This window comes from Marinobacter sp. Arc7-DN-1, assembly GCF_003441595.1.
In the GTDB taxonomy this organism is placed as follows: Bacteria; Pseudomonadota; Gammaproteobacteria; order Pseudomonadales; family Oleiphilaceae; genus Marinobacter; species Marinobacter metalliresistant.
This window is the reverse complement of the sequence record NZ_CP031848.1, coordinates 2,720,126-2,744,618: the sequence shown is the minus strand read 5'-3', so window position 1 is coordinate 2,744,618 and position 24,493 is coordinate 2,720,126. Positions and strand designations below refer to the sequence as shown.

Here is a 24,493-nt window from a genome sequence, read left to right as displayed (position 1 = left end):
CATTGCCTGTCGGCGGGGATTTGGTGACGATCAGGGGCTGATACCGATACCGGACTTTTGATTATGGAACCCTATCTCCAGCCAACCACCTTCTTTGACTACGACCAGCCCCAGCTGAAGGCCTGGATTGAAGCACAGCTGGAGGGAGCGCCTGACGACCCGCTGGAGCAGATCAAGGCACTCTACCTCTCGGTACGGGACAGTATCAGCTACAACCCCTACGTGTTCCGGACCGCCCCGAACACCTTCAGCGCCAGCTACGCCCTGGAAGCCGGCGAATCCTACTGCATTCCCAAGGCGGTTCTGCTGGGTGCCGCTGCCCGCTCCATTGGCATCCCCAGCCGGCTGGGCCTGGCGGATGTGCGCAACCATCTGTCCAGCCCCAGGCTGATCGAATGGCTGCAGTCGGACATTTTCCGCATGCACGGGTTTATCGAGTTATACCTGAACGGTAAATGGTTGAAGGCCACCCCGGCCTTCAACCGGCAACTCTGTGAACTGATGAATGTGGAGCCTCTGGAGTTTGATGGCCTTCACGATTCGATCTTCCAGGAGTACACAGAATCCGGTGAGGCCCACATGGAATACGTCAACGACCACGGCCTGTTCGAGGACGTGCCCCACGCCTTTATCGTGGCGGGTATACGGAACGCCTACCCCCATCTTTTTACGGAATCGGGAGGGGAAGAACCTTCTCTTTCTGAAGCAGGTAGTCTGGAAGCGGATCTGGAGTAGCTATCGATTGCTAACGACCTGCCCGCCGCCCTTCTCCTCCGAGAGCACCGATGTGAAGCGATCCATAAGCTGATCAGCATTCAGGGATAGTTCGGGCTCTGCCAGACTATGGGCACGGCTGAAACGCCGGAAATCCAACTGCCGCCAGTTTTCCGGATCCAAAATCCGTTCAACCTTGTGAATATTATCCTCAGTGGCCGGCTTAAGCTGGTAGCTCAAAGAAGCGGAAGACACCCCCTTCGCGAAGTCGTAACCATGATGAAAATCGTGCAGTAACAGCAGAGCCAGACCTCCCCCCATGAAGTGGCGCCCCAGACTGGTGGCAAGCTCTCCACGGCGTATTGCATCCAGAGCCCGGGGCTCCCAATCCACCCCACCGACTACAACGTCTTGTCCTGGTTGCTTGCCGTGCATTTTTGCCGCTTCAATGGCCCCCATGGCCATGCCGTCACTGGCACTCCAGATGGAGGCAACCTGTGGGTATCGTTTCAGCAGTACCAACGATTTTTCTTTCGCCAGCCGATCGCTCCAATCGGCATACACCAGTTGCAGAATCTCGCTACTCTTGTCATCTACAGCGGCTTCGAGCCCCCGGTTCCGGTCCTTTGCTGCAGATGAATCCAGGGTTCCGGACAGGGCGATCATTGGCAACGGCTGCCCCGGCTCGCCTAAATCCAGTCGCTCGGCTCGTTGCTCAAGGAGTGCTGTCAGGGTGCGACCGGCACCGACGTTATCTGGCGCCATATGCCCGATCCAGTTTGGCAAGGTCTCTCTGGGCAGGCCGACCGCAACCCTGGTATCGGCAGGCACATCGGTATTGAAGGTGAAAACTTTTACTCCCAGATCATTCGCACGTGTCAGCATTTGGGTGGTGACAAGCTCCCTGCAAATGAACAGCAGGTAGTCTGGCCTGTCCTCACGGCGGAGAACCTGTTCGGCCATTCTCAGGTAACTGAAGCGGTGGCTGTCCTGATCGACCCGGACTTCAAGGTCCATATCCAGATCAGTTGCCACCTCGGCCATGAACTCCGACACCATTTGCCAGAACCGGGAGTCATCCGGCGAGAGGAAAACAACGCTGGGACGAGGCCCGGCATCTGCTACACGAAATCCCGATAGCAAAAGCAGGCTGAGCAGAATCAGGGCTGTACGGAACATCATATAGTTACTCATCCCCTGGATGATCCGGCATGACTGGCGTTCAGGAGGATAAGCTACCTGGCAGCCAGCTCACAGGCAAGCAGGGAAGAGAAACCGACATCTCAGTTTTCGTTTACGCCGCTTCGCTCTCGCTGTCATCCACGGAATTGCGGATCAGGAAGTCGAAGGCGCTCAGAGCTGCCTTGGAACCCTCGCCCATGGAAATCACGATCTGCTTGTAGGGCACAGTGGTGACATCGCCGGCGGCAAAGATCCCCGGAATGGAGGTCTCGTTGCGATCATTGACAATAATCTCGCCATGCTGGCTCAGCTCGATGTCCCCCTTCAGCCACTCGGTGTTCGGAACCAGGCCGATTTGCACGAACACACCTTCCAACGCGACGTGGTGCTGCTCGCCGGAGTTGCGATCCGTATAGTTCAGGCCGTTGACCTTACCGTTCTCACCAGTAATTTCAGTGGTCTGTCCGGAAGTGATGATTTCCACATTCTTCAGGCTGCGCAGTTTCTTCTGCAATACGTCATCCGCGCGCATCCCGGAACCGAACTCGATCAGAGTCACGTGGCCAACGATACCGGCCAGGTCGATGGCTGCCTCTACACCGGAATTACCACCACCGATCACGGCAACACGCTTGCCCTTGAACAGGGGGCCGTCACAGTGCGGGCAATAGGCGACGCCCTTGTTGCGGTATTCCGCTTCGCCCGGCACGCCCATCTGGCGCCAGCGGGCACCGGTGGACAGCACCAGGCTGCGTGCCTTGAGGGTCGCGCCATTTTCCAGTCGAATCTCGTGGGGCATGCCCGGGCGTGAGGCCGGGATCAGCTTCTCGGCGCGCTGCATGTTCATGATATCGACGTCATACTCTTTCACGTGCTGCTCCATGGCCGCCACCAGCTTCGGGCCCTCGGTGTAAGGCACGGAGATCAGGTTTTCGATGCCCATGGTGTCGGCCACCTGGCCACCAAAACGCTCGGCGGCAATACCGGTAGAGATGCCTTTGCGGGCAGCGTAAATGGCGGCAGAGGCACCGGCAGGGCCACCACCAATCACCAGAACCTCAAAGGTGTCTTTCTGATTGATTTTTTCGGCCTCTTTTTCGCTGGAGCTGGTGTCCAGCCTGGCAACGATCTCTTCCAGCGTCATCCGGCCCTGACCCCAGGGCTCACCATTCAGGTAAACGCTGGGCACCGCCATCACTTCCCGCTGCTCCACTTCGTCCTGGAACAGGGCACCGTCGATGGAGGTGTGCTTGATATCCGGGTTCAGCACGCTCATCAGGTTCAGGGCCTGAACCACATCCGGGCAGTTCTGGCAGGACAGGGAGAAATAGGTTTCAAACTCGAACTTGCCTTCCAGTGACTGAATCTGCTCAATCACCTCCTGGGAAGCCTTGGACGGGTGCCCACCCACCTGCAGCAGCGCCAGAACCAGCGAGGTGAACTCGTGGCCCATGGGAATGCCGGCAAAACGAACGCCAATATCGGTACCCACACGGTTGATGGCGAAGGAAGGACGACGCACACCATCGGATTCTTCGGTGCGCAGGCTGATTTTGGAAGACATCGGTTCCAGCTCTTCCAGCAGCTCCTGAAGTTCCTGGGACTTCTTGCTGTCGTCGTAAGCTGCCACCAGCTCGATCGGCTGCTGCAGCTTGTCCATGTACGCCGTCAGTTGTTCCTTGATATTGGCATCCAACATATTCCTGCTTCTCCTTTAGAGGTTGAAACTAAGCATCTGAATTTAAAACGGGTCGCTAAGCGAAGATGGCGCAACAATACGGCGTGGCAAGCGTACGCTCAAATTAATTGCCACAAACTGTTTGATAGAACTTTGCTATGCTGATTTATTGAAGGTCTCCGGGGGCTTGACCAATAGCGCATATCCACCCGAAGCCTGTCGACGTATCATGTTACAAGGACGTCGCAACATCACTCTCAGGCACCAGAATAGGCAACGCATGTTTCTAGACCGTTTCCACTCCGTCCAGGACGGACACGTAATCATCTCGGCCCTGCAGGCCAGTCAGTTCGCCAAGGAGATTGCCGGGGACTTCAACCCCATCCACGATCCGGATGCCCGCCGCTTCTGCGTCCCCGGGGACCTGCTCTTCGCCCTTATTCTGGCGCGCTTCGGGCTCTCGGAAAACATGACCTTCCGGTTCCGCAGCCTGCTCGGCGAGGGTGTACCGCTCAAGTTCGTGGAGACCGAGGACGCCATTGAGGTCTGCGATGATGCGGGAAAAGTCTACATTGAAGTGGTCCGCAGTGGCGCCCGGACCCAGGACGAGCAACTGATTAAAGACATCACCCGCACCTACGTGGCGGCCTCCGGCAAGAACTTCCCCCATACCCTGAAGCCGTTAATGGAGTCTAATGGGGTGATGTTCAATCCCGACCGCCCGATGGTGATGTACGAGAGCATGAGCGTGGCCCTGGACAACCTGGATCTGCCGTCGCCGGGCCTTGAGCTGCACAACGCGACCCTGGATGCAGCCGGAAAGCGGGGCAACGTTCTCCTTGAGTACCAGCTGACCGCAGACGGCAAAACCGTGGGCGAAGTCACCAAACGCCTGGTTCTCAGCGGCCTTCGGCCTTATTGCGCGGAGGCCATGGCCGGCGTCATTGAGGAGTTCTATCGCCTCAAAGCCCGTGGCGCGAACTACTTCAATAACGACAACAACGGAGGTGTGAGCAATGCCGATCCAGCCCGGTGATACCCTGCCAGACATCGAGCTTCAGGTGATGGGTACCAGTGGCCCCGAGAAGATTCGCACCGGTGACCTCTTTGCCGGCAAAAAAGTGGTGCTGTTCGCCGTACCAGGAGCCTTCACGCCCACCTGTTCGGCGGCCCATCTGCCCGGCTTCGTAGTAAACGCCGACAAGCTTCGCACCAAAGGCGTCGACAGCATCATTTGCACGTCCGTCAACGACACCTTCGTGATGGACGCCTGGGGTAAAGCCCATAACGCAGACGACATCACCATGCTGGCCGATGGCCTGGGAGAGTTCGCCAGGGCCATCGGCCTGACCCAGGACCGAACCGCGAGCCAGATGGGCATCCGCAGCCAGCGTTACGCCATGATTGTCAATGACGGCAAGGTGGAACTGCTCAACATCGATGCCCAGGGCCTGGACCAGACCAGCGCCGAAACCATTCTCGACGCGCTCTGAGCAAACCTTTTTGCAGATACAAAAAACCCCGGAAAATCCGGGGTTTTTTGTCCGTAAGCTTCCCTTGAGGGAGAAACTCAGATCTTGCCAACCAGGTCCAGGGACGGGGCCAGAGTTGCTTCGCCTTCTTTCCACTTGGCCGGGCACACTTCGCCGGGATGGTTGCGAACGTACTGGGCCGCTTTAACCTTGCGCATCAGGTCGTCGGCGTCACGGCCGATACCTTCAGCAGTGATTTCCATGGCCTGGATAACGCCATCCGGGTCGACCAGGAAGGTCGCGCGGTCTGCCAGGCCCTGGCCTTCACGCATCACACCGAAGTTGTTGGTGATGGTGCCGGTCTGGTCGCCCACCATGTAGTAGTTGATCTTGCCGATGGTCTCGGAGCTGTCGTGCCATGCCTTGTGGGTGAAGTGGGTGTCGGTAGACACGGAGAACACTTCAACGCCCAGCTTCTGCAGCTCTTCGTACTTGTCTGCAACGTCGCCCAGCTCGGTCGGGCAAACGAACGTGAAGTCTGCCGGGTAGAAGAAAAATACAGCCCACTTGCCTTTGACGTCTGCTTCACTGATCTCAACAAACTCGCCCTGCTTAAAGGCGGTGGCGTTGAACGGCTTGATCTCGCTGTTAATGATGCCCATTAAAGCTAACTCCTTGTTGATGGATTCATACGTTACTGAATATACGCCGCGAACAATACGGAGATTTGACGACCGAATAAAATTGATAATTTCCAAGCCAAAGATAGGCTGTGCCTATCAGGGTCGTCCTGGCGTAGACACAGTCCCTGCCGGGCGCCAAGGCAGCGGTTCCTATCCGCTGAACCGGCCGCCGCCCCTCTATGGGGTCTTAACAAAGGAAGGGCACCAGAAACTTGGTGATGTGGCGCAAATCACGACGTTAAATATCGGATTCCGGCTTTCTTGCCGGGGAAAGGCGAGTAAGCTGAATGATGCGATAGCAAGAAAAGTCTGACGGCCACCAAACGGGGTTTGCTGTTCGTGATCCTTAACAAAGCTCTGCGTTTCTTTATTCCGATTCTGGCTTCCTGCGCCCTGCAACTTGCCAGCGCAAACTCAGGCACGATCACTATTACCCCGGATGCGCCCATCGAAAGCCATTTTCAGTACTGGGAAGACCCAGGCGCCGATGCAGGGATAGACGAAGTCCTGACAATTCCCGAGTCAGAATGGCAGCTCAAACCCTCGGGCAAGGCCTCATTCGGTATTACCGGCTCCGCCTACTGGCTTCGGCTATCGGTACAGAACCAGACCGGCCAGGACCAGCTTCTGATCGCCGAGCTTGCCTACCCCCAGCTCGATGACGTCGTGTTCCACGAGTTCTCCGGAAACACCCTGCTCCGCGAATTCAGAACCGGCGATACCCGCCCGTTTTATCCGAGGGATGTCGACCACCCCAATATGCTGCTGCGATTTCAGCTTGCGCAGGACACCACCAAAACCCTCTATATCCGCGTAGCCACTGCGGGTTCCATGGTAGTGCCCCTGCGACTCTGGCGCCAAAAGGACTTCTATGAAGCCGTTGCCATTGAAGAGAAACTGCATTTCTTCTACTACGGCAGCCTGACGGTCATTATCCTGATCAATCTGGCCGTGTTCCTCACACTGCAGGAAAAGCTGTACCTGTTCTACGCTCTGGCCATTTTCGGCTACCTCGTGTTCTTTGCCTCCTTCCGGGGTTTCACCCTTCAGCATCTCTACCCGAACGCCCCGTTTCTCCATACCCATGTGCTGTTGCTGTCCACACCCTTCCTGGCCATATTCTCGATTCTCTTCTGCATGGAGTTCCTGAAAATACGCTCCCACAGCCCACGTTTGCGACGGGTGTTACTGGGAATGCTGGCCTTCGAGATTGTGTTTTTCCTGAGCGCGCCCTTGCTCGACTATGAGACTGGAGTCCGAATCGCAGCGGTCTCCGCTTTTATCTTTTTCTCACTGTTGTTGGTGGCCGGGCCCATCGCCTGGGCGGCCGGTGTTCGAGCAGGTGTCTTTTTCACCATCGCCTGGTCGCCACTTGCCTTGGGCGTTTCTGCAACCGCCGGCCTGGCGCTTGGTCTGCTGCCGGAGAATTTCTTCACCGAATACGCCATGCAGATCGGCTCGGGGCTTGAGGCGTTCATACTGACCCTCGCACTTGCTGATCGGCTTTACCGTGAGCGGGAACAGAAAATACAGGCCCAGGCCGATAACCTTCAAAAAGAAAAAGCCCGCAGCGAGGTCCAGGACCGACTGAATGAGGCACTCACCCATGATCCGGTTACCGGCCTGCCCAACCGGAACCGATTCGAACGGATGGTCGACGAGCAACTGGAACGCAACCCCGATGGGCGCTACATGGTCGGCGTGGCCCGGGTGTCACGGCTGAAGGAAATCAACCGCACGCTCGGCCTGGAGCGAAGTGAGCGCTTGCTAAAGCGCAAGGCGGAGCAAATGACCGAACTGGCCGAAAGCCTGCCGATGGTCCACCCAACCCGTGACAATCAGGGCCGGCAAGAACGCGTGTACCAGCTCTCGGGAGACAGTTTCGGCTTGCTCGTCAATGTCAGCAAAGCCGGTGGCGACTTCCAGACCCTGAACGAGGCGCTCAAACGGCTGGCCGACCCGGTGTTACTGGATCATCTTGCCATCGAACCCAACCTGAGATTCGGGGCCGCCAGCTACCCGGAGCATGGCAGAAAGGCCGCCATGCTGATCCGGAATGCCCATGTCGGCATGGAAATGACACCCCACGGCTCCTTCGAAACCGGCGTTTACTCCAGCAAGAACGACATCTACAGTGAGAGCCGGCTGACGCTGATGTCGGATCTTCGGGGCGCCCTTCACCACAACCAGGCCCAGTTGCATTATCAGCCCAAACTGGACCTCAAAACCGGACAGGTCGTGGGTGTGGAAGCCCTGATCCGCTGGCATCACCCCGAAAGGGGCTGGGTACCTCCCGTCGAGTTTATTCCACTGGCCGAAAAAACCGGCGTTATCAAACACCTGACCCGATGGGTTGTGGACCAGGCCCTGAATGATCTCAAAACCCTCCACCAGGTTGATCCGGCACTGACCGTGTCAGTCAACGTATCCGCCCGGGACCTGATCTCGTCGGAGCTGAAAGGCCTGTTCGAAACCCGGATGAAGCGTTACCAGCTGCGCCCCGATCAGATTACCGTGGAGCTCACCGAAACCGCAGCCATGGATGACCCCGAGAAAGGGCTCGCGGCGCTGGAAGGGCTGGCCAATACCGGACTGAAAATCTCGATTGATGACTTCGGTGCCGGCTACTCTTCCCTGTCTTACCTTAAACGGCTACCGGCCACGGAAATCAAACTGGACCGGGCATTGGTGCAGGATATCGATTCCAGTGAAAGCTCCCGAATGATTGTGGAAACGGCGATCAATATGGGCCGCGGCCTGGGCTTTCAGGTAGTGGCGGAAGGCGTGGAAACAGAGCAGACGGCCCGTCTGCTACAGGGCATGGGTGCTGGCCTGTTACAAGGCTACTGGCTCTGCCGCCCCATAGCCCTCAGCGAGTTAAGCAACTGGTTGGTGATTGAAAGACAGTCTCCCCGCCTCCAGCACACAGACTAGTCTCTCCCCGCGCTCGCCACCCCCTGTTATAGTCAGAACTCCAACACGGATACGGAAGCGTGACATGTCGCAGAGTATGGAACTGACCGAGCGGATTGAACACATCCGCGAACTCACCCCCCTGGCTGCCGCCGAAGAGCTGTTTCCGCTGCCGGCGGACGATATCCAGTTCATTCTCTCGGGGTTGCCCACGGAACAGGCTCTGACTATCGCCTCTCACCTCGGAGAGGTAGCGGCGCCGAACAACGCGGCCACCCGTGCGGTGCTCTCAGGTATGGAGGACACCATCGGTGAACTGATGACACCGGTTACAGCGACGTTACCGCACAGCTATACCGTCGCAGAAGCGCTGACCTTTATGGTCAAGAGCGCGGATGTTTCCGAGATCAGTTACATCTTTGTGACTGAAAATCACCGCCTGGTCGGTGTCGTGGGCATGCGCGACCTCATTCTTGCCAAGCCCTCCGAAGCCTTGTCCAGCATCATGGTGCGCGAGCCCTTCGCCTTTCAACAGGACACACGGATCGAAGCAGCGATTAGCGAAGTGCTTTACCGGCACTACCGAATGTACCCGGTGGTGGACGACGCACAGCACGTGGTGGGTGAGGTGCGCGGCTGGAAACTGTATGAACGCATGGCCTCGGAACTGAGCGCCCAGGCCGGCTCCCAGTATGGTGTCGCGAAAGAAGAGCAGATAAACACACCCGTGCTTGCCGCCTTTCGCATGCGCCACCCCTGGCTGCAGGTGAATCTGATCACCGCCTTTGCCGCCGCCTTCGTGGTAGGCATGTTTGAGAACACTATCGCCCAGATCGTCGCCCTCGCCGCCTTCCTGCCCGTACTTGCCGGTCAGAGCGGAAATACCGGTTGTCAAGCGCTGGCGATTACCCTGCGTGGTATCACTTTGGGGCAAATAAATGACTATCCGATCAGGCAATTGCTGCGCAAGGAAGTCCTGCTAGGCGCCCTCAATGGCGCCGCCGTGGGCGTGATCGCCGGCGTCGCCATGTTCGCCTACGCCTTCGCCACCGATTCCGCCAACCCCGCCATGCTCGGCCTTGTCATCTTCATTGCCATGATCGGCGCCTGCATTGGCAGCGGCATCTTCGGGGTGGCAGTGCCATTGGTGCTCAAACGCTTCGGCGCCGACCCGGCAACCGCCAGCAGCATCTTTCTGACGACCTTCACAGACATCATCGGTATGGGCCTGATGCTGTTCCTGGCAACGTCATTGGTGCTGTAGCCAACACCGAAGGAAAACCGGGACTGATCTATTTTGAGGCCGCGGAAAAGGTTTCTCGGTTCGGTTTCTCACATCAGGCATCGGGCTTAAACTTCTCGATCTCTGACCACGGTATAATCCGGTTGAACTGGATAGTTTCAAACACTTCCTTTGCGTTGCTTTCGCCACTCATGAGCCATAGCAGCACCAGTGCCCCCTGATAAGACGGAACGCCGCCATTACTGGTGATTCGATTGCGATCAACCACCACGTTTTGATCGACGACCACATCAATCTTCGGGAACTGGTCCTGTAGGTCCGGTTCACCACCCGCCCAGGTTGTTGCTCGATAGCCATCCAGAAGCCCTGCGTGGGCATAAAGGAACGCACCGGAGCAGTTGCTGGCCAGCCACTCGACCTTTTTGGCCTGATCTCTCATGAATTTGGTCAGATCCTCGTTTTCAAAGAGCCAGTCCATATCGTATGCGCTGTTGACGATCAGCACATCCAGATCAAGATCGTCGTAGATCGTGGCATCGACCTGGAGGGTCAGCCCTTCCTCTGTCGTCACCGTTTCGTTTCGCTCTACGTTGATGAGTACAACCTCATAGTCCGAAAACCAGGCCTTTCGCGAGGCAACGCCGAACACTTCGGCGGGGGCGACAGCGTCACTGGTCAGCACTTCGTCATAGACCAGTACACCAATTTTCTTATCGGCGGCTGAGGCTGAAAAGCTGAAGCCGGCCAAAACGAGAAACGCGAGTAACGTGTGAAGGGTATGTCTCAAAAGCATGTCGGAATCTCCTTAGAACTATGCTTACAGATTTAACGGATCTTCATGGACATTGTCCGAAATCGCTGAAAACGACTACTCGAACAACCGGTCAATACATGCGTTGGTGTCCTCAAGCGCATTGTCGGAACAGCCGCTATTCATGGCGGTATATTCCAGGGTGATGGTTTTCACGCTCTGGATACCCAACATACCCAGGACGGCGGTAAGGTACGGTTCCTGAAAGTTCATGGGAGCATATGCCCCGCCCGGTTCGTAGCCGTAGCCGCCTCGCACCAGCATCAGGTAGGTGGGCTTGTCGCTCAAAAGACCGACATAGGGACTCTGCGGGGTATCGGGCACCAGTTTGGTGGTGACGCCGATACGTACGACCTGATCAATGTAGGCTTTTAACGTACTGGGCACGGACAAGTTATGCATAGGGCAACCAATAACGATGGTTGTCGCGTCCTGTAGTTCGGCGACCAGAGCATCGCTGACCTCAAGAGCGGCTCTTTGATTGGGAGTCCTTGCCTCCTCCGGCGTAAACGCGGCGCTTATCCATTGCTGATCCACGTGAGGCACAGGCCAGCGGCCGAGATCGCGCTCAACCACTACGCCGTCCGGATTATTTTCAGCCCATCGACGGGTAAAGCGCGCCGTCATCTGGCGGCTGTGTGACGCCTCGCCCTGAGGGCTGGCATTAATCACGAGCAGGTTTTCCATTGCGGGTCCTTTCTGGCCTGCCATAGCAAGTGTCATTTCCAATAATACCGGGTTAAGGTTCATTAAAAAGAACCATGAATGGCAATTTTCAATGTACCATTCGCAAACCACGCCTGAGTCACCGCACCATGGATGATTTGCGCATAGAACTGAACCGTCAGGCCGGAACGTCTTTGGTCGAACAGATCGTCGAAGCTATCGGAACCTCCATTTCCGAAGGGCGCTTGTACTCCGGGGCTCGCCTGCCCTCGTGGCGTGATCTCAGCGCCCAGCTTGGGGTCGCGCGCGGTACGGTAAAGTCCGCGTACGAGAGGCTGATCGATGAGCAACTGGTGGTCGCCCGCGGCGCTGCGGGTACCTTTGTCGCCGATCGGTTGCCGGTGTCACATCCGGCAGACACCAGTGACTTACGAGGGCCGTTGCCCGAGTTCTACCAGCATCCATTCGGCGACCCGGCCATGGTGTTCCAGGTTGGTATACCTGCCCAGGACGTATTCCCCTACAAGGTATGGTCGCGTATTGCCTCAGGCGCCGCCCGCGAGGCTGCCATGGCGTCGGTCAGCTATCCGGACCCACGTGGTGAGCCAGGCTTGCGGGCTGAAATTGCGGCTTACCTGTCGCTGTCACGGCGTCACCAGTTGCTCGAATGGGCGGCCAGACGCGGGGGTTGGATCATCGAAGACGACTACCTGAGTGAGTTGCAGCTCGCCGGTCGCGCCGCTCCGGCTCTGGCGTCGCAGGACAAATACGGCCGCGTTATTCATATCGGCACCTTCAGCAAAACCATAAGCCCCGGTCTGCGTCTCGGCTTTATTGTGGTGCCGCCGGCGCTGGCAAACCGGGTTGGCGATGTTGCCGCCGCTCTGGCCCCAGCCGCTTCGATAGCGAGCCAGAGAGCGCTCGGCGAGTCCATGCGCAAAGGTCACTATCTGCGCCATTTGCGCAGGATGAAACGGACCTACACCGCCCGGCGCTCTTCACTTCAGCGCGCCTTAAACGCATCCGCTACCGATGAAGCCATGGCGGGCTTGGCGTTATTGCTTCGATTACCCGATGGCACGGACGACAAGGCGATTGCTCTTGAAGCGCTGGAGTTTGGCCTGGCCCCCGCCCCATTGTCTACCTGGTATGCCGATCCGGCGAGGACCCGAAGCGGGTTGCTGCTGGGTATCACCAATATTCCGGAACAGGGGCTGGATGCATGCTGCAACCGCCTGAAACAACTCGCCGGAATCGCCGTCGGTCAAGAATAGGAAGTCTAATTGAGATACCCACCGGTAACCTGAGTAACGCCCAAGTGGGAAAATAGTTCTGTCCCGGTTTCCACTGTCCCGGTTTCGAGTCGAGATCGCCCGAATCGCGGCGCCCTGCTATTTCAAAATCGAGGCCGTACCCGACTAACACCAGCCGCGCAGGTGCATCGCCTCTTCAATCCGTTTGAGCGCATTAATCCAGGCACCCAGCCTGACCGATTTCACCTGGTGGTCAGCCGCAGCATTCGCGGCTTCCCGATAACCCCTTGCCAACCGCTCCTGTCGCAGGCGGTTAATCGTATCGATATCCCAGTAATTATCGGAAAGGCCCTGACTGCGTTCCATCTGGCACAAGTGCACGCTACCGGCATTAGCCAGCACATCCGGCACGATGGTTACGCCCCTTTCCAGCAGCATCACTTCGGCTTTTACGGTCGTCGGCGCATTGGCAGCTTCCACGACCATCCGGGCCTGGATCCGGTCCGCATTGTCCGCGGTAATCACGCCCTGAACCGACGCGGGCACCAGCACGTCGCAGTCACATTCGAGCATCTTTTCACTGGTAATCGGCTCGCTGCCGGCAAAGCCCGAAACTTTACCCGTGGACTTTTTGTGCGCCAGCAGGCCGGGAATATCGAGCCCGTCGTTCGAATAAATGCCGCCGCGGCTATCACTCACCGCCACAACCATACAGCCGGCTTCGTAGAACATACTCGCCGCCACCGAGCCGACCTGGCCGAATCCCTGGATAGCGACACGGGCATTTTCGATGGCAAAGTCGGCCTGCTCCGCGGCCTCCCTGAACACATCGAAAACCCCACTCCCGGTCGCTTCATAGCCCCCCAGCGACCCGCCGAGGATGGGCGGTTTATCGTTGACCGCTGCCGGTTCATGATAGCCGGTGACCGACTCGTATTCGTCCAGCATCCAGCTCATTGTTTGCAGATCCGTGCCGATATCCGCACCGGGGACATCGTACGCCTGCCCTTTCGGGCGCAGGTAGCGAATATAGGCGCGGCAAAGTGACTCGAACTCCCGGTCACTTAATTCACGCGGGTCGGCCACGATGCCCCCTTTGCCGCCACCTGCCGGAATTCGCCCAGCCGCGTGTTTGATCGACATAATCAAGGCGAGGGACTTCACCTCATCAAGGTCGAGATCGGCAGAAATACGCGTCCCATCACGGCTCGGCCCAAGCGCATCGTTATAACGGACACGGTGAGCATCAAACACCCGAAAACTGCCATCGTCCATTTTCATCGGAATGCGAAAAGACACTACGCGCCCGGGTGCCGCGAGAAATTCAATCACATTGGGGTCAATCTTACCGAGACGGCCCGCCTCACGAAGAATTTGCCCGCTTTCGTCCAGAAAATCGTAGTTCATGGAACTCCCCATAAATGCTGTGCACGACATTGCTCCCTGTTTGGCAGGGTGCCCCAACCTGCCACCCCCGGCTGATTGATCCTCGGCTGGATGGTAATCAAGCGGGGCGGGGAGGCTCCTCAACTTAAAACGTAGCAGTTACCGGCATTATTGTGGAATGGATTTGCCCGTCTTTATAGAAAGCTTTTTATGCAATGGGGTTTTTGGGTACGGTGGCGAAGCCGCCCCCAAAGTTCAACGCAGCGGAAGATGTCATTTCGAAAAAATTGTTAAGTGTTTCGGTACCAGGCACCGAACTCATCAGCTACTTTTCAGGTTAATCTGCTTCGAACCTGCAGAGACGATTTGCCCACTTTTACCTTTGCCTACATCCTCAATAGCTCCGACAGGCTTCAAAAAGGCAGCAGTTTGCTCTCAAAAACCGGGACAGATCCATTTTGCGGGAAAATAGTTCTGTCCCCCTTTCGTCCCTGTCCCCGTTTCGTCCCGTTTCGCGCACGCGCGGCCAACCTGCCAGTAGCAAACTGAGAGCCGTTGGCTATACTGGAAAACAGCGTATTTGACATTATTTGACAATATGGCCAGTACCGTCACGCTGCGGATCATGTTGTGAACCCGGGAGTTCCTTTATGAAACCGCACCTTTCAATGACACGCACTCTGACTACCCTCACGTTGGCGACCCTTTTAGTCGCCTGTGCCGGGCCGGGGCCAAAGCCCAACAGCGAGCTGCAGTCTGCGGAATCCGCCATCAAACAGGCCGAGGCCTCGGACGCCCGAAGATTCGAGCCTGTGTTGCTGAATGAAGCGAAAAACAAAGTGGCCGATGCTCGCGGCCTCATGGACAAAGAACAGTACAAGGAAGCCAGGCGCTTGCTGGAGCAGGCCGAGGTTGATGCGCAACTCGCAGGCGCGCGCTCGGAGACCGAAAAGGCTCAGCAAGCGGTTGCCGAGATCAACAGTAACATCGAAAACCTCCGCAAGCAGCTCAATTCAAATCAGCAGTAAGCCCGGCGACAGGAGACACGAAAAATGAACGTTACACTATCTATCGGTTTCGCGGTCGGGCTGTCCGCAATTATGGTTGGCTGTGCAAGCACGCCCAAACAGAATGCCGACATTGACGAAGCCAGAGCCGCATACACGGAAATAGAGCAGGATCCCAACGTCGCGCGCAGTGGTGCGGCACAACTGCGCCAGGCCAAGATCGAACTAGATCGTGCCCAGGCGCTGTTAAATGAAGGCGCTGACGTAAACCGCGTCGAACACGCAGCCTACCTGGCAAAGCGTCACGCCGAGATCGCCATGCAACAGGGAAAGCGTGCCGATCTGGAAGAAGAGATCAGCTCTGCGGAAGAGCGCCGCAAACAGCTAATGTTGCAAATGAAGTCAACTGAGGCGAATGAGGCTCGCATGGAGGCAGAAGCGCTGAGGGCTGAAATGGCCGCTCTCAAAGCGGAGAAAACCGAACGTGGAATGGTGCTTACGTTGGGTGATGTGCTCTTTGACCTCAACAAAGCTGATCTGAAAGCCTCCGGCAAGCGCACCGTGGAACGACTGGCTGACTTTATGAAGCAGTACCAGGAGCGCCGGGTACGCATTGAAGGCTATACGGACAGCACAGGCTCTGCCGAATACAACCAGGGATTGTCAGAGCGACGCGCCATGTCGGTTCAGAGCGAGCTGTTGAATCAGGGAATACCCGGTAACCGGATTGAAGTGGAAGGCTATGGCGAGGCCTATCCCGTTGCCACCAACGATACCAGTGCAGGGAGACAGCAGAATCGCCGAGTGGAGATCGTGATTTCGGATGAATCCGGCATGATCAATGCGCGTTAACTTTTTCAATGAAACTGCCGCCCCCATCGCCGGCGACAAAAACACAGCTGATCCGGGTTCCAAGCACCAGGAAGGCGTGGAACCATTCGAGGACACTGCTGCCGGGGCCGGCGTTCTTTGCCAGTGATTTGGCGATAACGCCATGGTACGACGAAAAATGGTGGTACGACGAAAAACGGTGTTTTTTACCGCAGGCAGAAAGGTGATTTGCCGGGGTTGACCTGGTTTGTGTGACTTACGACGGTCTGTTTTTTTGCCCGGTTGTGCCACACTTCTCGAACCAACAACGACAACACCCAAAACCGAGCCTGTCGACATGAGCGAGACCCAGACCCACTATCGCACCTGCAATATCTGTGAAGCCATGTGTGGCCTCGAAATCAAGCACCGGGGCAACGAGATCCTGTCGATCAAAGGCGACCACGACGACCCGTTCAGCCGAGGCCATATCTGCCCAAAGGCGGTCGCCCTCCAGGACTTCTACAACGACAAGGACCGCCTGAAAACACCCATCAGGCGCACCGCTGACGGCTGGCAAGCGATCAGCTGGGATGAGGCGTTCGAGGAAATCGCAGCCCGTTTTCGTGGCATCCAGGAGGAACATGGCCAGGATGCGGTCGGTGTGTATCTCGGCAACCCCAACGCCCACAACTTCGGCAATGCCATCATGCTGCCGCGGTTCTTCAAGACCCTGGGCACCAACAACCGCTACAGCTCCGCCTCCGCCGATCAGTTGCCCCACCACGTGGCCTCCAACTACATGCTCGGCGCCGGCATGCTCATCCCGATTCCAGACATCGACCACACCGATTTCATGCTGATCATCGGGGCCAACCCGATTGTCTCCAACGGCAGCCTGATGACGGCCCCGGGTGTCGGCAAACGGCTCAAGGCGATTCAGCAACGGGGTGGCAAGGTGGTGGTGGTTGATCCCCGTCGCACCGAGACCGCCAGGAAGGCCGACCAGCACCTGTTTATCCGCCCGGAGACCGACGCCCTGTTCATGCTGGCGCTGGTGCACACCCTGTTTGACGAACAGCTGGTGACTCTTGGCCACCTGGAACCCCGGATTGACGGCCTGGACCAACTGGCGGGTGCGGTTCAACCCTATTCGCCGGAAACCGTGGCGGAGGCCTGCGGCATGTCAGCCACCGCCATTCGTGGGCTGGCGCGGGAAATGGCCGCCGCCAAGAGCGCGGTTTGCTACAGCCGCATGGGTGCCTCGACCCAGTCTTTCGGGGGCCTCTGCCAGTGGCTGAACAACGTGCTGAACCTTCTCACCGGCAATTTTGATCGCCGGGGTGGCGCCATGTTCCCGCAGCCGGCGTTCGATCTGGTACGGGATAAGAAGGGCAAACCCAGCTCCTACGGCCGCTACGAATCCCGGGTGAGAAAACTGCCCTACTTCAACAACGAGTTCCCGGTCGCCACCCTGGCCGATGAAATCCTCATGCCGGGCGACGGCCAGATCCGCGCGATGATCACCATCGCCGGTAACCCGGTGCTCTCCGCGCCCGGCGGCGCCCGGCTGGAAGAGGCTTTCGAGGCGCTGGATTTCATGGTGTCGGTGGATATCTACCTGAACGAAACCACCCGCCACGCGGACATCATCCTGCCGGCGACGACGGGCCTGGAAGTGCCCCATTTCGATGTCTTCTTCAACTCGTTTGCGGTGCGCAACACCGCCAAATTCTCCGAGCCGATGTTCGAGAAAACACCCGACCAGAAACATGACTGGGAGATTCTCCGGGATCTGACCCTGCACCTGACCGGGCTGAAAGACGATGGCGTCACACCCGAGGCGATGCTGGATCTTGGCCTCAGGCACGGCGCCTATGGCAAGCAGGGCATGAGTCTCGAAAAGCTGAAAGCCAACCCCCACGGATTAGACCTGGGGCCTCTTCAGCCCTGCCTGGAACAACGCATCCAGACCGGGGACGGCATGATCCGGATCGCGCCGGAGCTGTACCTCGAGGATCTGAAACGCCTGGATGCCTCGGGCCTGCTGCAGGTTGATCAGAGCAACGACTATCCCTTCGCCATGATCAGCCGCCGACTGCCACGCAGCCACAACACCTGGACCCAGAATTCCCACCGGCTGGTGAAAGGCAAAAACCCGTGCACGGTGCAGATGAACGACGCCGATGCCCGCAAGCTCGGCCTTCAAGACGGGCAGATGGTGAGTGTCAGCTCAGTCACCGGCACCATCCAACTGCCGGTGGAAATCGACGACGACATGTTCGAGGGGGTGATCAGCATTCCACAGGGCTGGGGCCATAATCGCGACAACACCGGCATGTCCATCGCCGAATCGCAACCTGGGGTCAGCATGAACGACGTGACGGATTCGCAGCGCATCGATGCACTGACAGGGAATGCGGCGTTTAACGGAACGCGGGTGGCGGTGCAGGCAGTCCGCTCATAGGCCCCCAATGGAGGCGAAGCCGGAACGAAAGAGCCGCCGCCGTGCCTGGCCTTAAGCTGCTTCGAAATCCAGGGGATGAATGCCATCCAGGTTCACCGTGCTGCGAGCCACCCAGAGATCGTACATGCCCTGCATCGCCAACCAGCTCTCAGGGCTACGTCCGAGAACCTTGGATAGCCGCAGAGACATTTCCGGGCTAATACCACTATCCCCTTTGAGCAAGCGAGACAAAGTAGAAGGAGAAACGCCCAGACTGGAAGCAAGCTGACGGGAACTGATGCCGAAAGGCTCCAAGTACACCTCCCGAATGAATTCACCAGGATGCGGCGGATTATGCATAGTCATTAGTGATAATCCTCATAATCAAGAATGTCGGCGTTGCCGTCCTGAAATTCGAACGTCGTGCGCCAATTTCCGTTAACCCAAATCGACCACCGCCCTTTGTCTTTTCCCTTCAATGGGTGAAGCCGAAAACCAGGGATGTCCATGTCTTCCACCGAAGTGGCTGTATCCAGAGCAACGAGCTGCATACGCAGCTTCTTGGCGTGATCAGAGACTGTATGCCAGCCATGCTACCGGTCGAGTAGAACCGTTTTAGTCCTTTGTGACGGAATGATTTAATCATGAGGGGAGCCTAGCATGTTGCGCACCACGCAACAATAGAGCTTAGTCGAGTCAGGGTAAGGCTTGCGCAAAACCGTAGTAGCCTTTCCAGCCCCTCAAGTACACCGCTAACTCGTCGATCACCGTTTGCATGGCCCGACCCCCGCGTTCGCCGGGTAGAAGCTTCTGTCCCACTCCGCCTGCAAGACCTGGAGCAGTGCCTGCTGGATCAGGCGGTCAGGTCGTCAACGGTCATGCCGTCTATCCCCGCGCTTCCCTTGTTGCGTTTGACCTGACGGAAGGCACGGCGCAGGTCGTCCCTTTCCAGCACCCCGCTCCATCAGTTGATCGTGAACAACCGGAGTGTCTTCCCTGCCAGATCCAGCCACCACTTCACCCCCTGTTTCCAGAGACAGCGATTGCTGTTTCTCCGGTGCGGTCGGAGCCAATCACTCAGCTCCCAGCGGTTTTCGGCTGCACGCTGCGTCCCAGCGCAGCATCAGGAGATCTCCCAGGGTAAGACACCCGACTTTCATTGCGTAAATGCTGGTTTTATAAAACGCCGGCCAAGTGCAGATGGCGGGCTTAATGGTCACGTGCCCACTGGCCCCACCGATGCCACACCTCTTATCCAGCTCCTGTCCGTCATCCCGCAATTTTGCGTTGGGCTTACTTCCGGCCGGCGCTCCGGAGACATCCCCTCGTGGGTTTGCCCTTACCCTTTCGCTAACCTTCGGCTCTGCGAATACCTGGTATCGGGACTTTCACCCGACAAGTCTGGGGCCATGCCTGGCACACCGCCCGGCTCACGCGCCGGTTTGGAGCCGCGAGGCGGCGGAAAACCGGTCGCCGTGCAGCCGGTTATGCCCTATGCCCGATTTCTGATACAGCACTCCACGGACGAATATTCTTCAGCTGATCCTCAAGCGCATCTTCCGCAATCTCAGTGTCATAGGCTGCCTGAGCTCGCAACCAGTAGCCATTGGACAAACCAAAGAAGCGACAAAGTCGCAGGTCCGTGTCTGCGGTTATCGAACGCTTCCCAGCAATAATCTGGCCGATCCTCTGAGCAGGCACCCCAATCTCTTTAGCCAAGCGGTATTGAGAAATACCCATCGGCTCAAGGAACTCTTCCTTCAGTAACTCGCCTGGCGTTACAGCTTCAATGTTGCGCATGAGTTACCTCCTAATGGTAATCAACAATTTCGACATCTTCCGCACCAGCCTTGGTCCAGCGGAAGCAAACCCGGAACTGCCCGTTGATTCGAATGCTGTGCTGACCTTGGCGGTCACCGTGCAATGGCTCCAACATATTGCCGGGCGGTACTTTAAGATCATCCAACTGGCTTGCAGTCTGGAGTTGCCGAATTTTTCTCAAGGCAACTCGCTCAAAATTGACGAAGCGTCTGACGCGACGTCCGCTTGCCAGCTTCTCGGTATCCTTACACTTGAACGATATGATCATAGAGAAATGATGACGCAGAGCGTTAATAACGTCAAGCGTTAGTATACGACAAAGTAAGCTGAGAGAGGGGCATAACGAATGAGCTTAGCGGCGCCCTTGTAATGAAGGCGAAGCCGCAATGAAAAGGGCGTCCGGCGGCCATCGGCCGCGTACTACAGCGACTGTTATGCAGGTTCATCTGAGGGCCCGACCCAGAACAGCGGGTTGTGAGCCACTTCCCAGAGATAACCATCTGGATCAGAAAAGTAACCTGCGTAGCCACCCCAATCCGTTTCCTGAGCAGGCTTCGTGACAACGGCACCGGCTGATGCAGCCTGAGTCATAACTTGGTCAACCTCTTGCTCGGAACTAACATTGTGCGCCAAGCTGAACCCTGCAAATCCGCTTGATTCTCCAGACACCGACGCATCTTCCGCCAGAGCTTCACGCCCATATAATCCGAGCCAGGTCCCATTCAGCGTAAAGAATGCCACCCCAGGCGGAGAGTCCATTCGCGGAAGATCTAACCCCTGCTCATAGAACACAATTGAGCGTTGCAGGTCATTTACCCCCAAAGTGATCATACTAATCCGTGGCTTCATTTTGGCCCCCTGCATAACCTCTGTCTCAACGGCAGACAAAATTGGTGCTTAAATTGCGCAAGCAATTTGAGTGACAGTTTTGGCTGTCCGATTTCCGATTGCAGGCACTTGTTAGCAAATGACATCCACATTGGTGATTTAAGATTCCAATGTAGTTTTCACCACAAGACTATTTAAACCATTGGTATTTCAAATTTTGTCATTTTAAAACGGAATTGGTCCATCATCATCTTCCATATATGACATTTCGCTCATCAAACCGAGAAAAACCCCAAGCGATTCGCTTAAGTTTTTAACTATTTCACTGTACATGAGCTTTTCTTCAGCCGTCTTGGCTTTACCCATAGCTTTTAGAGCAACAGACATCTCCTTGGAAATGCCTTCCATCAATTTATCTGGTTCCATTACTTAATATGCCTCATTTTATTTTTCGCTAATCTTTTCTCATTCTAAGAATCAAAGCAATTTCATGCAAACGTATACTCCTGAATCCGTGACTTCGCACGGCTTGATAAGGGCTATGACGGCTATGACCCGAGTACCCGCCTACCTGACTCCACCTGGCGAACGTGATAACGTGATCGGGACAAATCGCGATTGGCGCTCAGTTCAAGAGCTCCCACCCCAAAACATCATGAGTCACTACCAAACCCGGTACGGCCTGCTTAAACTGACTATCTGCCGCGTGTATATTGGTAACGAAGGCACTGATGGTCATCAGAAGCGGTGGCGGCGCAACGAACCGGCCCAACTTGTCCGATAGTAATTTCACCTGACCCATCAATAAGCATTTCAATGTTTTTAAATTTCATGCGCGAGAGTCTGACTCCTTACAAACATAATCGGGATAGGGAGGCGCCTCACGGCGCCCCTCCTCCCACACCACCGGGCATACGGGTCACGTACCACGGCGGTTCGGTTAATTGTTTTGATTCACTACCATGGTGAGCCAACGTCATGAACGTCCATTCAAAACAGCCGAATCGGTAGTGTGCCAACCGGGTTCCAATCACTTGCCAAGCCCACCGCCGCTTCACCAGGTCTGGTGCAATACCGCAGTACCAAGGCAAGGCTTCCTCCTCTTAACCGTTCAGGCCTTCCTGCCGCTATTCACTTCACGATGCAACACCGTGCCGAGTAGGCCGCAGTACTATGCCCTCTGCTGACTTCTGCAACGCGATCAGGGGCAATTGCTCACCCCTCAGTTGATCCCTCAACACGCTACAGACCTCCCGGGGTAAGACACCAGACTTTCATGGCGTAGACGCTGGATTTATAAAGCGTACCCCAGTTGCGGATGGAGGGCTTCGCTGTCACGTGCCAGCTCGCCCCGAGTACGCCACACCTCATATCCAGTTTCTGTTCGTCGCCCCGCCAATTTGCGTTGAGCTTCCTTCAGACCCCACCTCGCGATGACGCCCTTGCTCTTTCGCTAACCTTCGGCTCCGCGAATACCTGGTATCGGGACTTTCACCCGACAAGTCTAGTGCCATGCCCGGCACACACGCCTGCATAAACGGCGCCCGACTAGGGCGTCCGGTGGAGGGCCGAAGGCCCGGAACGTACTACAACTACTGGTTGAACGAAGCCGCTACGCGGCAGAGGCATAATTCGTCTGTACTTCCCTGACCCCTTCCACTGTGGAAGGGCCTGTCAGGAGAAGTCTGATGAACACCCACGAACAAACCCGTTTTCAAGCTCTGCAACAACGCTACCTCACCGAACTCACCCTGCGGGTCAAAAGCCCTAAAACCATCGATCTCTACACCCGCTGCCTACGACAGGTGAGCGACCATTTCGATACCTGTCCCGACCAGCTTAGCACCGATCAGCTGCAGCAGTATGTCATGTACCTGGTCGAACATCGCTCCTGGAGTCTGGTCAAGATTGCCCGCAATGCCCTGCAGCGTTTCTATCAGTATGTCCTCGGCAAGCCCTGGGACTACGTGCCCATCGCCAAGCCACCCAAGGTTCAGACCCGGCAGGATGTGCTTTCCCTGAACGAGATCGGGCGCCTGATCAGCCACACCCGTAAACTCAGCTATCAGGTTTGCTTCCTCACCACCTACAGCCTGGGCCTGCGGCTGAGTGAGTCCCTGAACCTGACCATTGCCGATGTCGACAGTCACTTGATGCGGGTCCACGTGCGCTGTGGCAAGGGCAGGAAGGACCGGTTCGTGCCTTTGCTGCTGATGACGCTCAAGGCCCTGCGACGTTACTGGACCACGCATCGTCACCCGGACCTGTTGTTTCCCGGCGGCCAGCCGCCCTTTGAGGGCGGCGAGTCCCGGATCATGGCCCGGGCCGGTGACCACCGCCCGTTACACCCGAATGACCCATGAGGCCCAGCAGAACAGTGCCTTGATGATCAATGCCCTGGTGGACCGGCTGCAGGTCGACTGGGTGACCGAATGATCACCCTGGCGCAGATTCTGCGCGATCATCAGCTCAACCTGCAGCACCATTTTGGCGAGCGGATGCGACCGGAGCATCACGCGGCCATTCAGTCGATACTCGCCTGTCATACGCCGGACTGTGGCGAGGTCCGCTATCAATGCGTGCCCCGCCAGGGCAAACCAACTGTCGGTTTTACCGACGGCCTCGGGCAACTCTGGCCTGACGAAAGAGCCGCCCCAAAGTCAGGGCGAAATCACCTCTGAGTTCTCCGCCGCTATTTCCTTAATAGAGAAGCACCGGGCTCGTCCAACACCGGATCAGGTCGCGGCTGCGCGCGACCTATCCTTATTTGTTAAGTTTTTATAGGCTCGCTTCTCTATTTAACGCTTCAGATGCCCATTGATTTATACTTTGCCCGCTTAACTCCGCTGCCGTAGCAACAGCTGCGTGAATTTCAGGACGAATGCGTAGCATTAGCTTACCTGAATATGGTTTTTGAGGTGTCTTACCAACTGCATGACATGTTTCTAGGTAATCATTAACAGCTTCTTCAAATGCAGTTTTTAACTCAGAAACTGTTTCTCCATGAAAGCCTACAACGTCTTTTATGCCTGCAATATGCCCGATAAAACACTCATCTTCTGAACTAAACTCTATGCGAGCAGCATAACCCTCATATACCATTGAATTACTCATGGCTCTACTCCTAGTTGTTTGAGAAAGGTTCGTGCATCTCTGACTTGATATGGTTTTGCTTCTTTTTTCGGGTGTGGACGATGAAAACTCGCAATAATTCCATTCTTATGGAACCTTACTCGAGAACCATTGCCTTCTATTACTTCAACTTCCAAAGATACAAAAAGAGATTCAATATCTTTCCACGCTAAAGAGGATGATACCGGATCAGTGTATATAGTTTTCAAAGTGCGCTTTTGTTTTGAATTCATACCGTCATGATATCACATAACGATATCATGGCAATCTATTTCTTGAAACTTAACGCCTGAGTTCAGGGGCGTTTGAGGCGATGACTGTTTTTGCGGCAGCAAAAATGGGCAGCGGGTCAAACGTCCCTTGCAACGATTTGATACTGATTGAGCCTTCTCCCCAGCCCGGCGGTTGCCCGCTAAGCTGGAAGGCGACCAAGCACTACAAGGGAGAA

25 protein-coding genes and 1 pseudogene are annotated in these 24,493 nt (G+C 56.4%); 10 read left to right on the top strand and 16 right to left on the bottom strand.

Annotated features, from left to right (window positions below; translation table 11 throughout):
- Window positions 1-63: 63 nt before the first annotated feature.
- Window positions 64-735, top strand: coding sequence for a transglutaminase-like domain-containing protein (locus D0851_RS12905; RefSeq protein WP_117618998.1), 672 nt, complete (start codon window positions 64-66; stop codon window positions 733-735).
- On the opposite strand, the gene D0851_RS12900 is transcribed toward D0851_RS12905, so the two are convergent.
- Window positions 736-1,908 (bottom strand): ABC transporter substrate-binding protein, encoded by a 1,173-nt coding sequence (locus D0851_RS12900; protein ID WP_227539297.1) that lies wholly within the window; start codon window positions 1,906-1,908, stop codon window positions 736-738.
- Window positions 1,909-2,008: 100 nt separating this feature from the next.
- Window positions 2,009-3,595 (bottom strand): alkyl hydroperoxide reductase subunit F, encoded by a 1,587-nt coding sequence (gene ahpF, locus D0851_RS12895; protein ID WP_117618997.1) that lies wholly within the window; start codon window positions 3,593-3,595, stop codon window positions 2,009-2,011.
- A 259-nt stretch (window positions 3,596-3,854) separates the two neighbouring features.
- Between ahpF and D0851_RS12890 the strand changes: the two genes are divergently transcribed.
- Both D0851_RS12890 and D0851_RS12885 read left to right on the top strand, forming a co-directional pair.
- Entirely contained in the window at window positions 3,855-4,610 is a 756-nt protein-coding gene (locus D0851_RS12890; protein WP_117618996.1) for a DUF3581 family protein, read from the top strand.
- Window positions 4,591-5,067, top strand: a complete 477-nt coding sequence (locus D0851_RS12885) for a peroxiredoxin (protein WP_117618995.1) — start codon at window positions 4,591-4,593, stop codon at window positions 5,065-5,067. Before D0851_RS12890 ends, D0851_RS12885 begins: the two co-directional genes overlap by 20 nt.
- A gap of 77 nt (window positions 5,068-5,144) precedes the next feature.
- On the opposite strand, the gene ahpC is transcribed toward D0851_RS12885, so the two are convergent.
- Window positions 5,145-5,708: an alkyl hydroperoxide reductase subunit C gene (gene ahpC, locus D0851_RS12880; protein ID WP_117618994.1), complete on the bottom strand. Its 564-nt coding sequence runs from the start codon at window positions 5,706-5,708 to the stop codon at window positions 5,145-5,147.
- A 360-nt stretch (window positions 5,709-6,068) separates the two neighbouring features.
- Between ahpC and D0851_RS12875 the strand changes: the two genes are divergently transcribed.
- Both D0851_RS12875 and D0851_RS12870 read left to right on the top strand, forming a co-directional pair.
- Window positions 6,069-8,663 (top strand): EAL domain-containing protein, encoded by a 2,595-nt coding sequence (locus D0851_RS12875; protein ID WP_117620401.1) that lies wholly within the window; start codon window positions 6,069-6,071, stop codon window positions 8,661-8,663.
- Window positions 8,664-8,727: 64 nt separating this feature from the next.
- A complete protein-coding gene (locus D0851_RS12870) occupies window positions 8,728-9,906 on the top strand; it encodes a magnesium transporter (protein ID WP_227539296.1) in 1,179 nt (392 codons plus the stop codon).
- A gap of 73 nt (window positions 9,907-9,979) precedes the next feature.
- Here the strand turns inward: D0851_RS12870 and D0851_RS12865 are convergent, their stop codons facing one another.
- Window positions 9,980-10,678 carry a DJ-1/PfpI family protein gene (locus tag D0851_RS12865; RefSeq protein WP_117618993.1) on the bottom strand — a complete coding sequence of 233 codons (699 nt, stop codon included), beginning with the start codon at window positions 10,676-10,678 and terminating at the stop codon, window positions 9,980-9,982.
- A 75-nt stretch (window positions 10,679-10,753) separates the two neighbouring features.
- The gene (locus D0851_RS12860) at window positions 10,754-11,383 is read right to left on the bottom strand and encodes an FMN-dependent NADH-azoreductase (RefSeq protein ID WP_162893733.1); all 630 of its coding nucleotides are present in this window, start codon (window positions 11,381-11,383) and stop codon (window positions 10,754-10,756) included.
- A gap of 128 nt (window positions 11,384-11,511) precedes the next feature.
- On the opposite strand from D0851_RS12860, the gene D0851_RS12855 reads away from it, so the two are divergent.
- Window positions 11,512-12,636 (top strand): PLP-dependent aminotransferase family protein, encoded by a 1,125-nt coding sequence (locus tag D0851_RS12855; protein ID WP_117620399.1) that lies wholly within the window; start codon window positions 11,512-11,514, stop codon window positions 12,634-12,636.
- 144 nt (window positions 12,637-12,780) lie between these two features.
- Here D0851_RS12855 and D0851_RS12850 read toward each other — a convergent pair whose 3' ends face one another.
- Complete coding sequence (locus D0851_RS12850) at window positions 12,781-14,022, bottom strand: Glu/Leu/Phe/Val family dehydrogenase (protein ID WP_117618991.1); 1,242 nt, start codon at window positions 14,020-14,022, stop codon at window positions 12,781-12,783.
- Between the two features lie 629 nt (window positions 14,023-14,651).
- Between D0851_RS12850 and D0851_RS12845 the strand changes: the two genes are divergently transcribed.
- From D0851_RS12845 to D0851_RS12835, 3 genes are all read left to right on the top strand, one after another.
- Complete coding sequence (locus tag D0851_RS12845; RefSeq protein ID WP_117618990.1) at window positions 14,652-15,029, top strand: DUF4398 domain-containing protein; 378 nt, start codon at window positions 14,652-14,654, stop codon at window positions 15,027-15,029.
- Window positions 15,030-15,053: 24 nt separating this feature from the next.
- On the top strand, window positions 15,054-15,860 hold the full coding sequence (locus D0851_RS12840; protein ID WP_117618989.1) for an OmpA family protein: 807 nt from the start codon (window positions 15,054-15,056) through the stop codon (window positions 15,858-15,860).
- A 316-nt stretch (window positions 15,861-16,176) separates the two neighbouring features.
- Window positions 16,177-18,285, top strand: a complete 2,109-nt coding sequence (locus tag D0851_RS12835) for a molybdopterin-dependent oxidoreductase (RefSeq protein WP_117618988.1) — start codon at window positions 16,177-16,179, stop codon at window positions 18,283-18,285.
- A gap of 51 nt (window positions 18,286-18,336) precedes the next feature.
- Here D0851_RS12835 and D0851_RS12830 read toward each other — a convergent pair whose 3' ends face one another.
- The 7 genes and pseudogenes from D0851_RS12830 to D0851_RS12790 all read right to left on the bottom strand — a co-directional run bounded on the left by D0851_RS12830 (window position 18,337) and on the right by D0851_RS12790 (window position 21,339).
- Window positions 18,337-18,630 (bottom strand): HigA family addiction module antitoxin, encoded by a 294-nt coding sequence (locus D0851_RS12830; protein ID WP_117618987.1) that lies wholly within the window; start codon window positions 18,628-18,630, stop codon window positions 18,337-18,339.
- Window positions 18,630-18,910: pseudogene (locus tag D0851_RS12825) on the bottom strand (type II toxin-antitoxin system RelE/ParE family toxin). The gene D0851_RS12830 and the pseudogene D0851_RS12825 overlap by 1 nt, the downstream one beginning before the upstream one ends.
- Before the next feature lie 50 nt (window positions 18,911-18,960).
- Complete coding sequence (locus tag D0851_RS21090) at window positions 18,961-19,041, bottom strand: hypothetical protein (RefSeq protein ID WP_117618986.1); 81 nt, start codon at window positions 19,039-19,041, stop codon at window positions 18,961-18,963.
- A gap of 708 nt (window positions 19,042-19,749) precedes the next feature.
- A complete protein-coding gene (locus D0851_RS12805; RefSeq protein ID WP_044385058.1) occupies window positions 19,750-20,064 on the bottom strand; it encodes a HigA family addiction module antitoxin in 315 nt (104 codons plus the stop codon).
- Window positions 20,065-20,074: 10 nt separating this feature from the next.
- On the bottom strand, window positions 20,075-20,353 hold the full coding sequence (locus D0851_RS12800) for a type II toxin-antitoxin system RelE/ParE family toxin (protein WP_117618984.1): 279 nt from the start codon (window positions 20,351-20,353) through the stop codon (window positions 20,075-20,077).
- 164 nt (window positions 20,354-20,517) lie between these two features.
- Window positions 20,518-20,934 carry a VOC family protein gene (locus D0851_RS12795; protein ID WP_117618983.1) on the bottom strand — a complete coding sequence of 139 codons (417 nt, stop codon included), beginning with the start codon at window positions 20,932-20,934 and terminating at the stop codon, window positions 20,518-20,520.
- A gap of 204 nt (window positions 20,935-21,138) precedes the next feature.
- Window positions 21,139-21,339 carry a hypothetical protein gene (locus tag D0851_RS12790; RefSeq protein ID WP_117618982.1) on the bottom strand — a complete coding sequence of 67 codons (201 nt, stop codon included), beginning with the start codon at window positions 21,337-21,339 and terminating at the stop codon, window positions 21,139-21,141.
- A 1,262-nt stretch (window positions 21,340-22,601) separates the two neighbouring features.
- Between D0851_RS12790 and D0851_RS12785 the strand changes: the two genes are divergently transcribed.
- Window positions 22,602-23,276 carry a tyrosine-type recombinase/integrase gene (locus D0851_RS12785; protein ID WP_117618981.1) on the top strand — a complete coding sequence of 225 codons (675 nt, stop codon included), beginning with the start codon at window positions 22,602-22,604 and terminating at the stop codon, window positions 23,274-23,276.
- Here the strand turns inward: D0851_RS12785 and D0851_RS20345 are convergent.
- The 3 genes from D0851_RS20345 to D0851_RS12770 all read right to left on the bottom strand — a co-directional run bounded on the left by D0851_RS20345 (window position 23,256) and on the right by D0851_RS12770 (window position 24,278).
- Window positions 23,256-23,543, bottom strand: a complete 288-nt coding sequence (locus D0851_RS20345; protein WP_205422358.1) for a hypothetical protein — start codon at window positions 23,541-23,543, stop codon at window positions 23,256-23,258. The two genes, D0851_RS12785 and D0851_RS20345, sit on opposite strands and share 21 nt — an antisense overlap.
- A gap of 148 nt (window positions 23,544-23,691) precedes the next feature.
- The gene (locus D0851_RS12775; protein WP_117618980.1) at window positions 23,692-24,027 is read right to left on the bottom strand and encodes a type II toxin-antitoxin system HicB family antitoxin; all 336 of its coding nucleotides are present in this window, start codon (window positions 24,025-24,027) and stop codon (window positions 23,692-23,694) included.
- A complete protein-coding gene (locus tag D0851_RS12770) occupies window positions 24,024-24,278 on the bottom strand; it encodes a type II toxin-antitoxin system HicA family toxin (protein WP_117618979.1) in 255 nt (84 codons plus the stop codon). Before D0851_RS12770 ends, D0851_RS12775 begins: the two co-directional genes overlap by 4 nt.
- Between the last annotated feature and the right edge of the window lie 215 nt (window positions 24,279-24,493).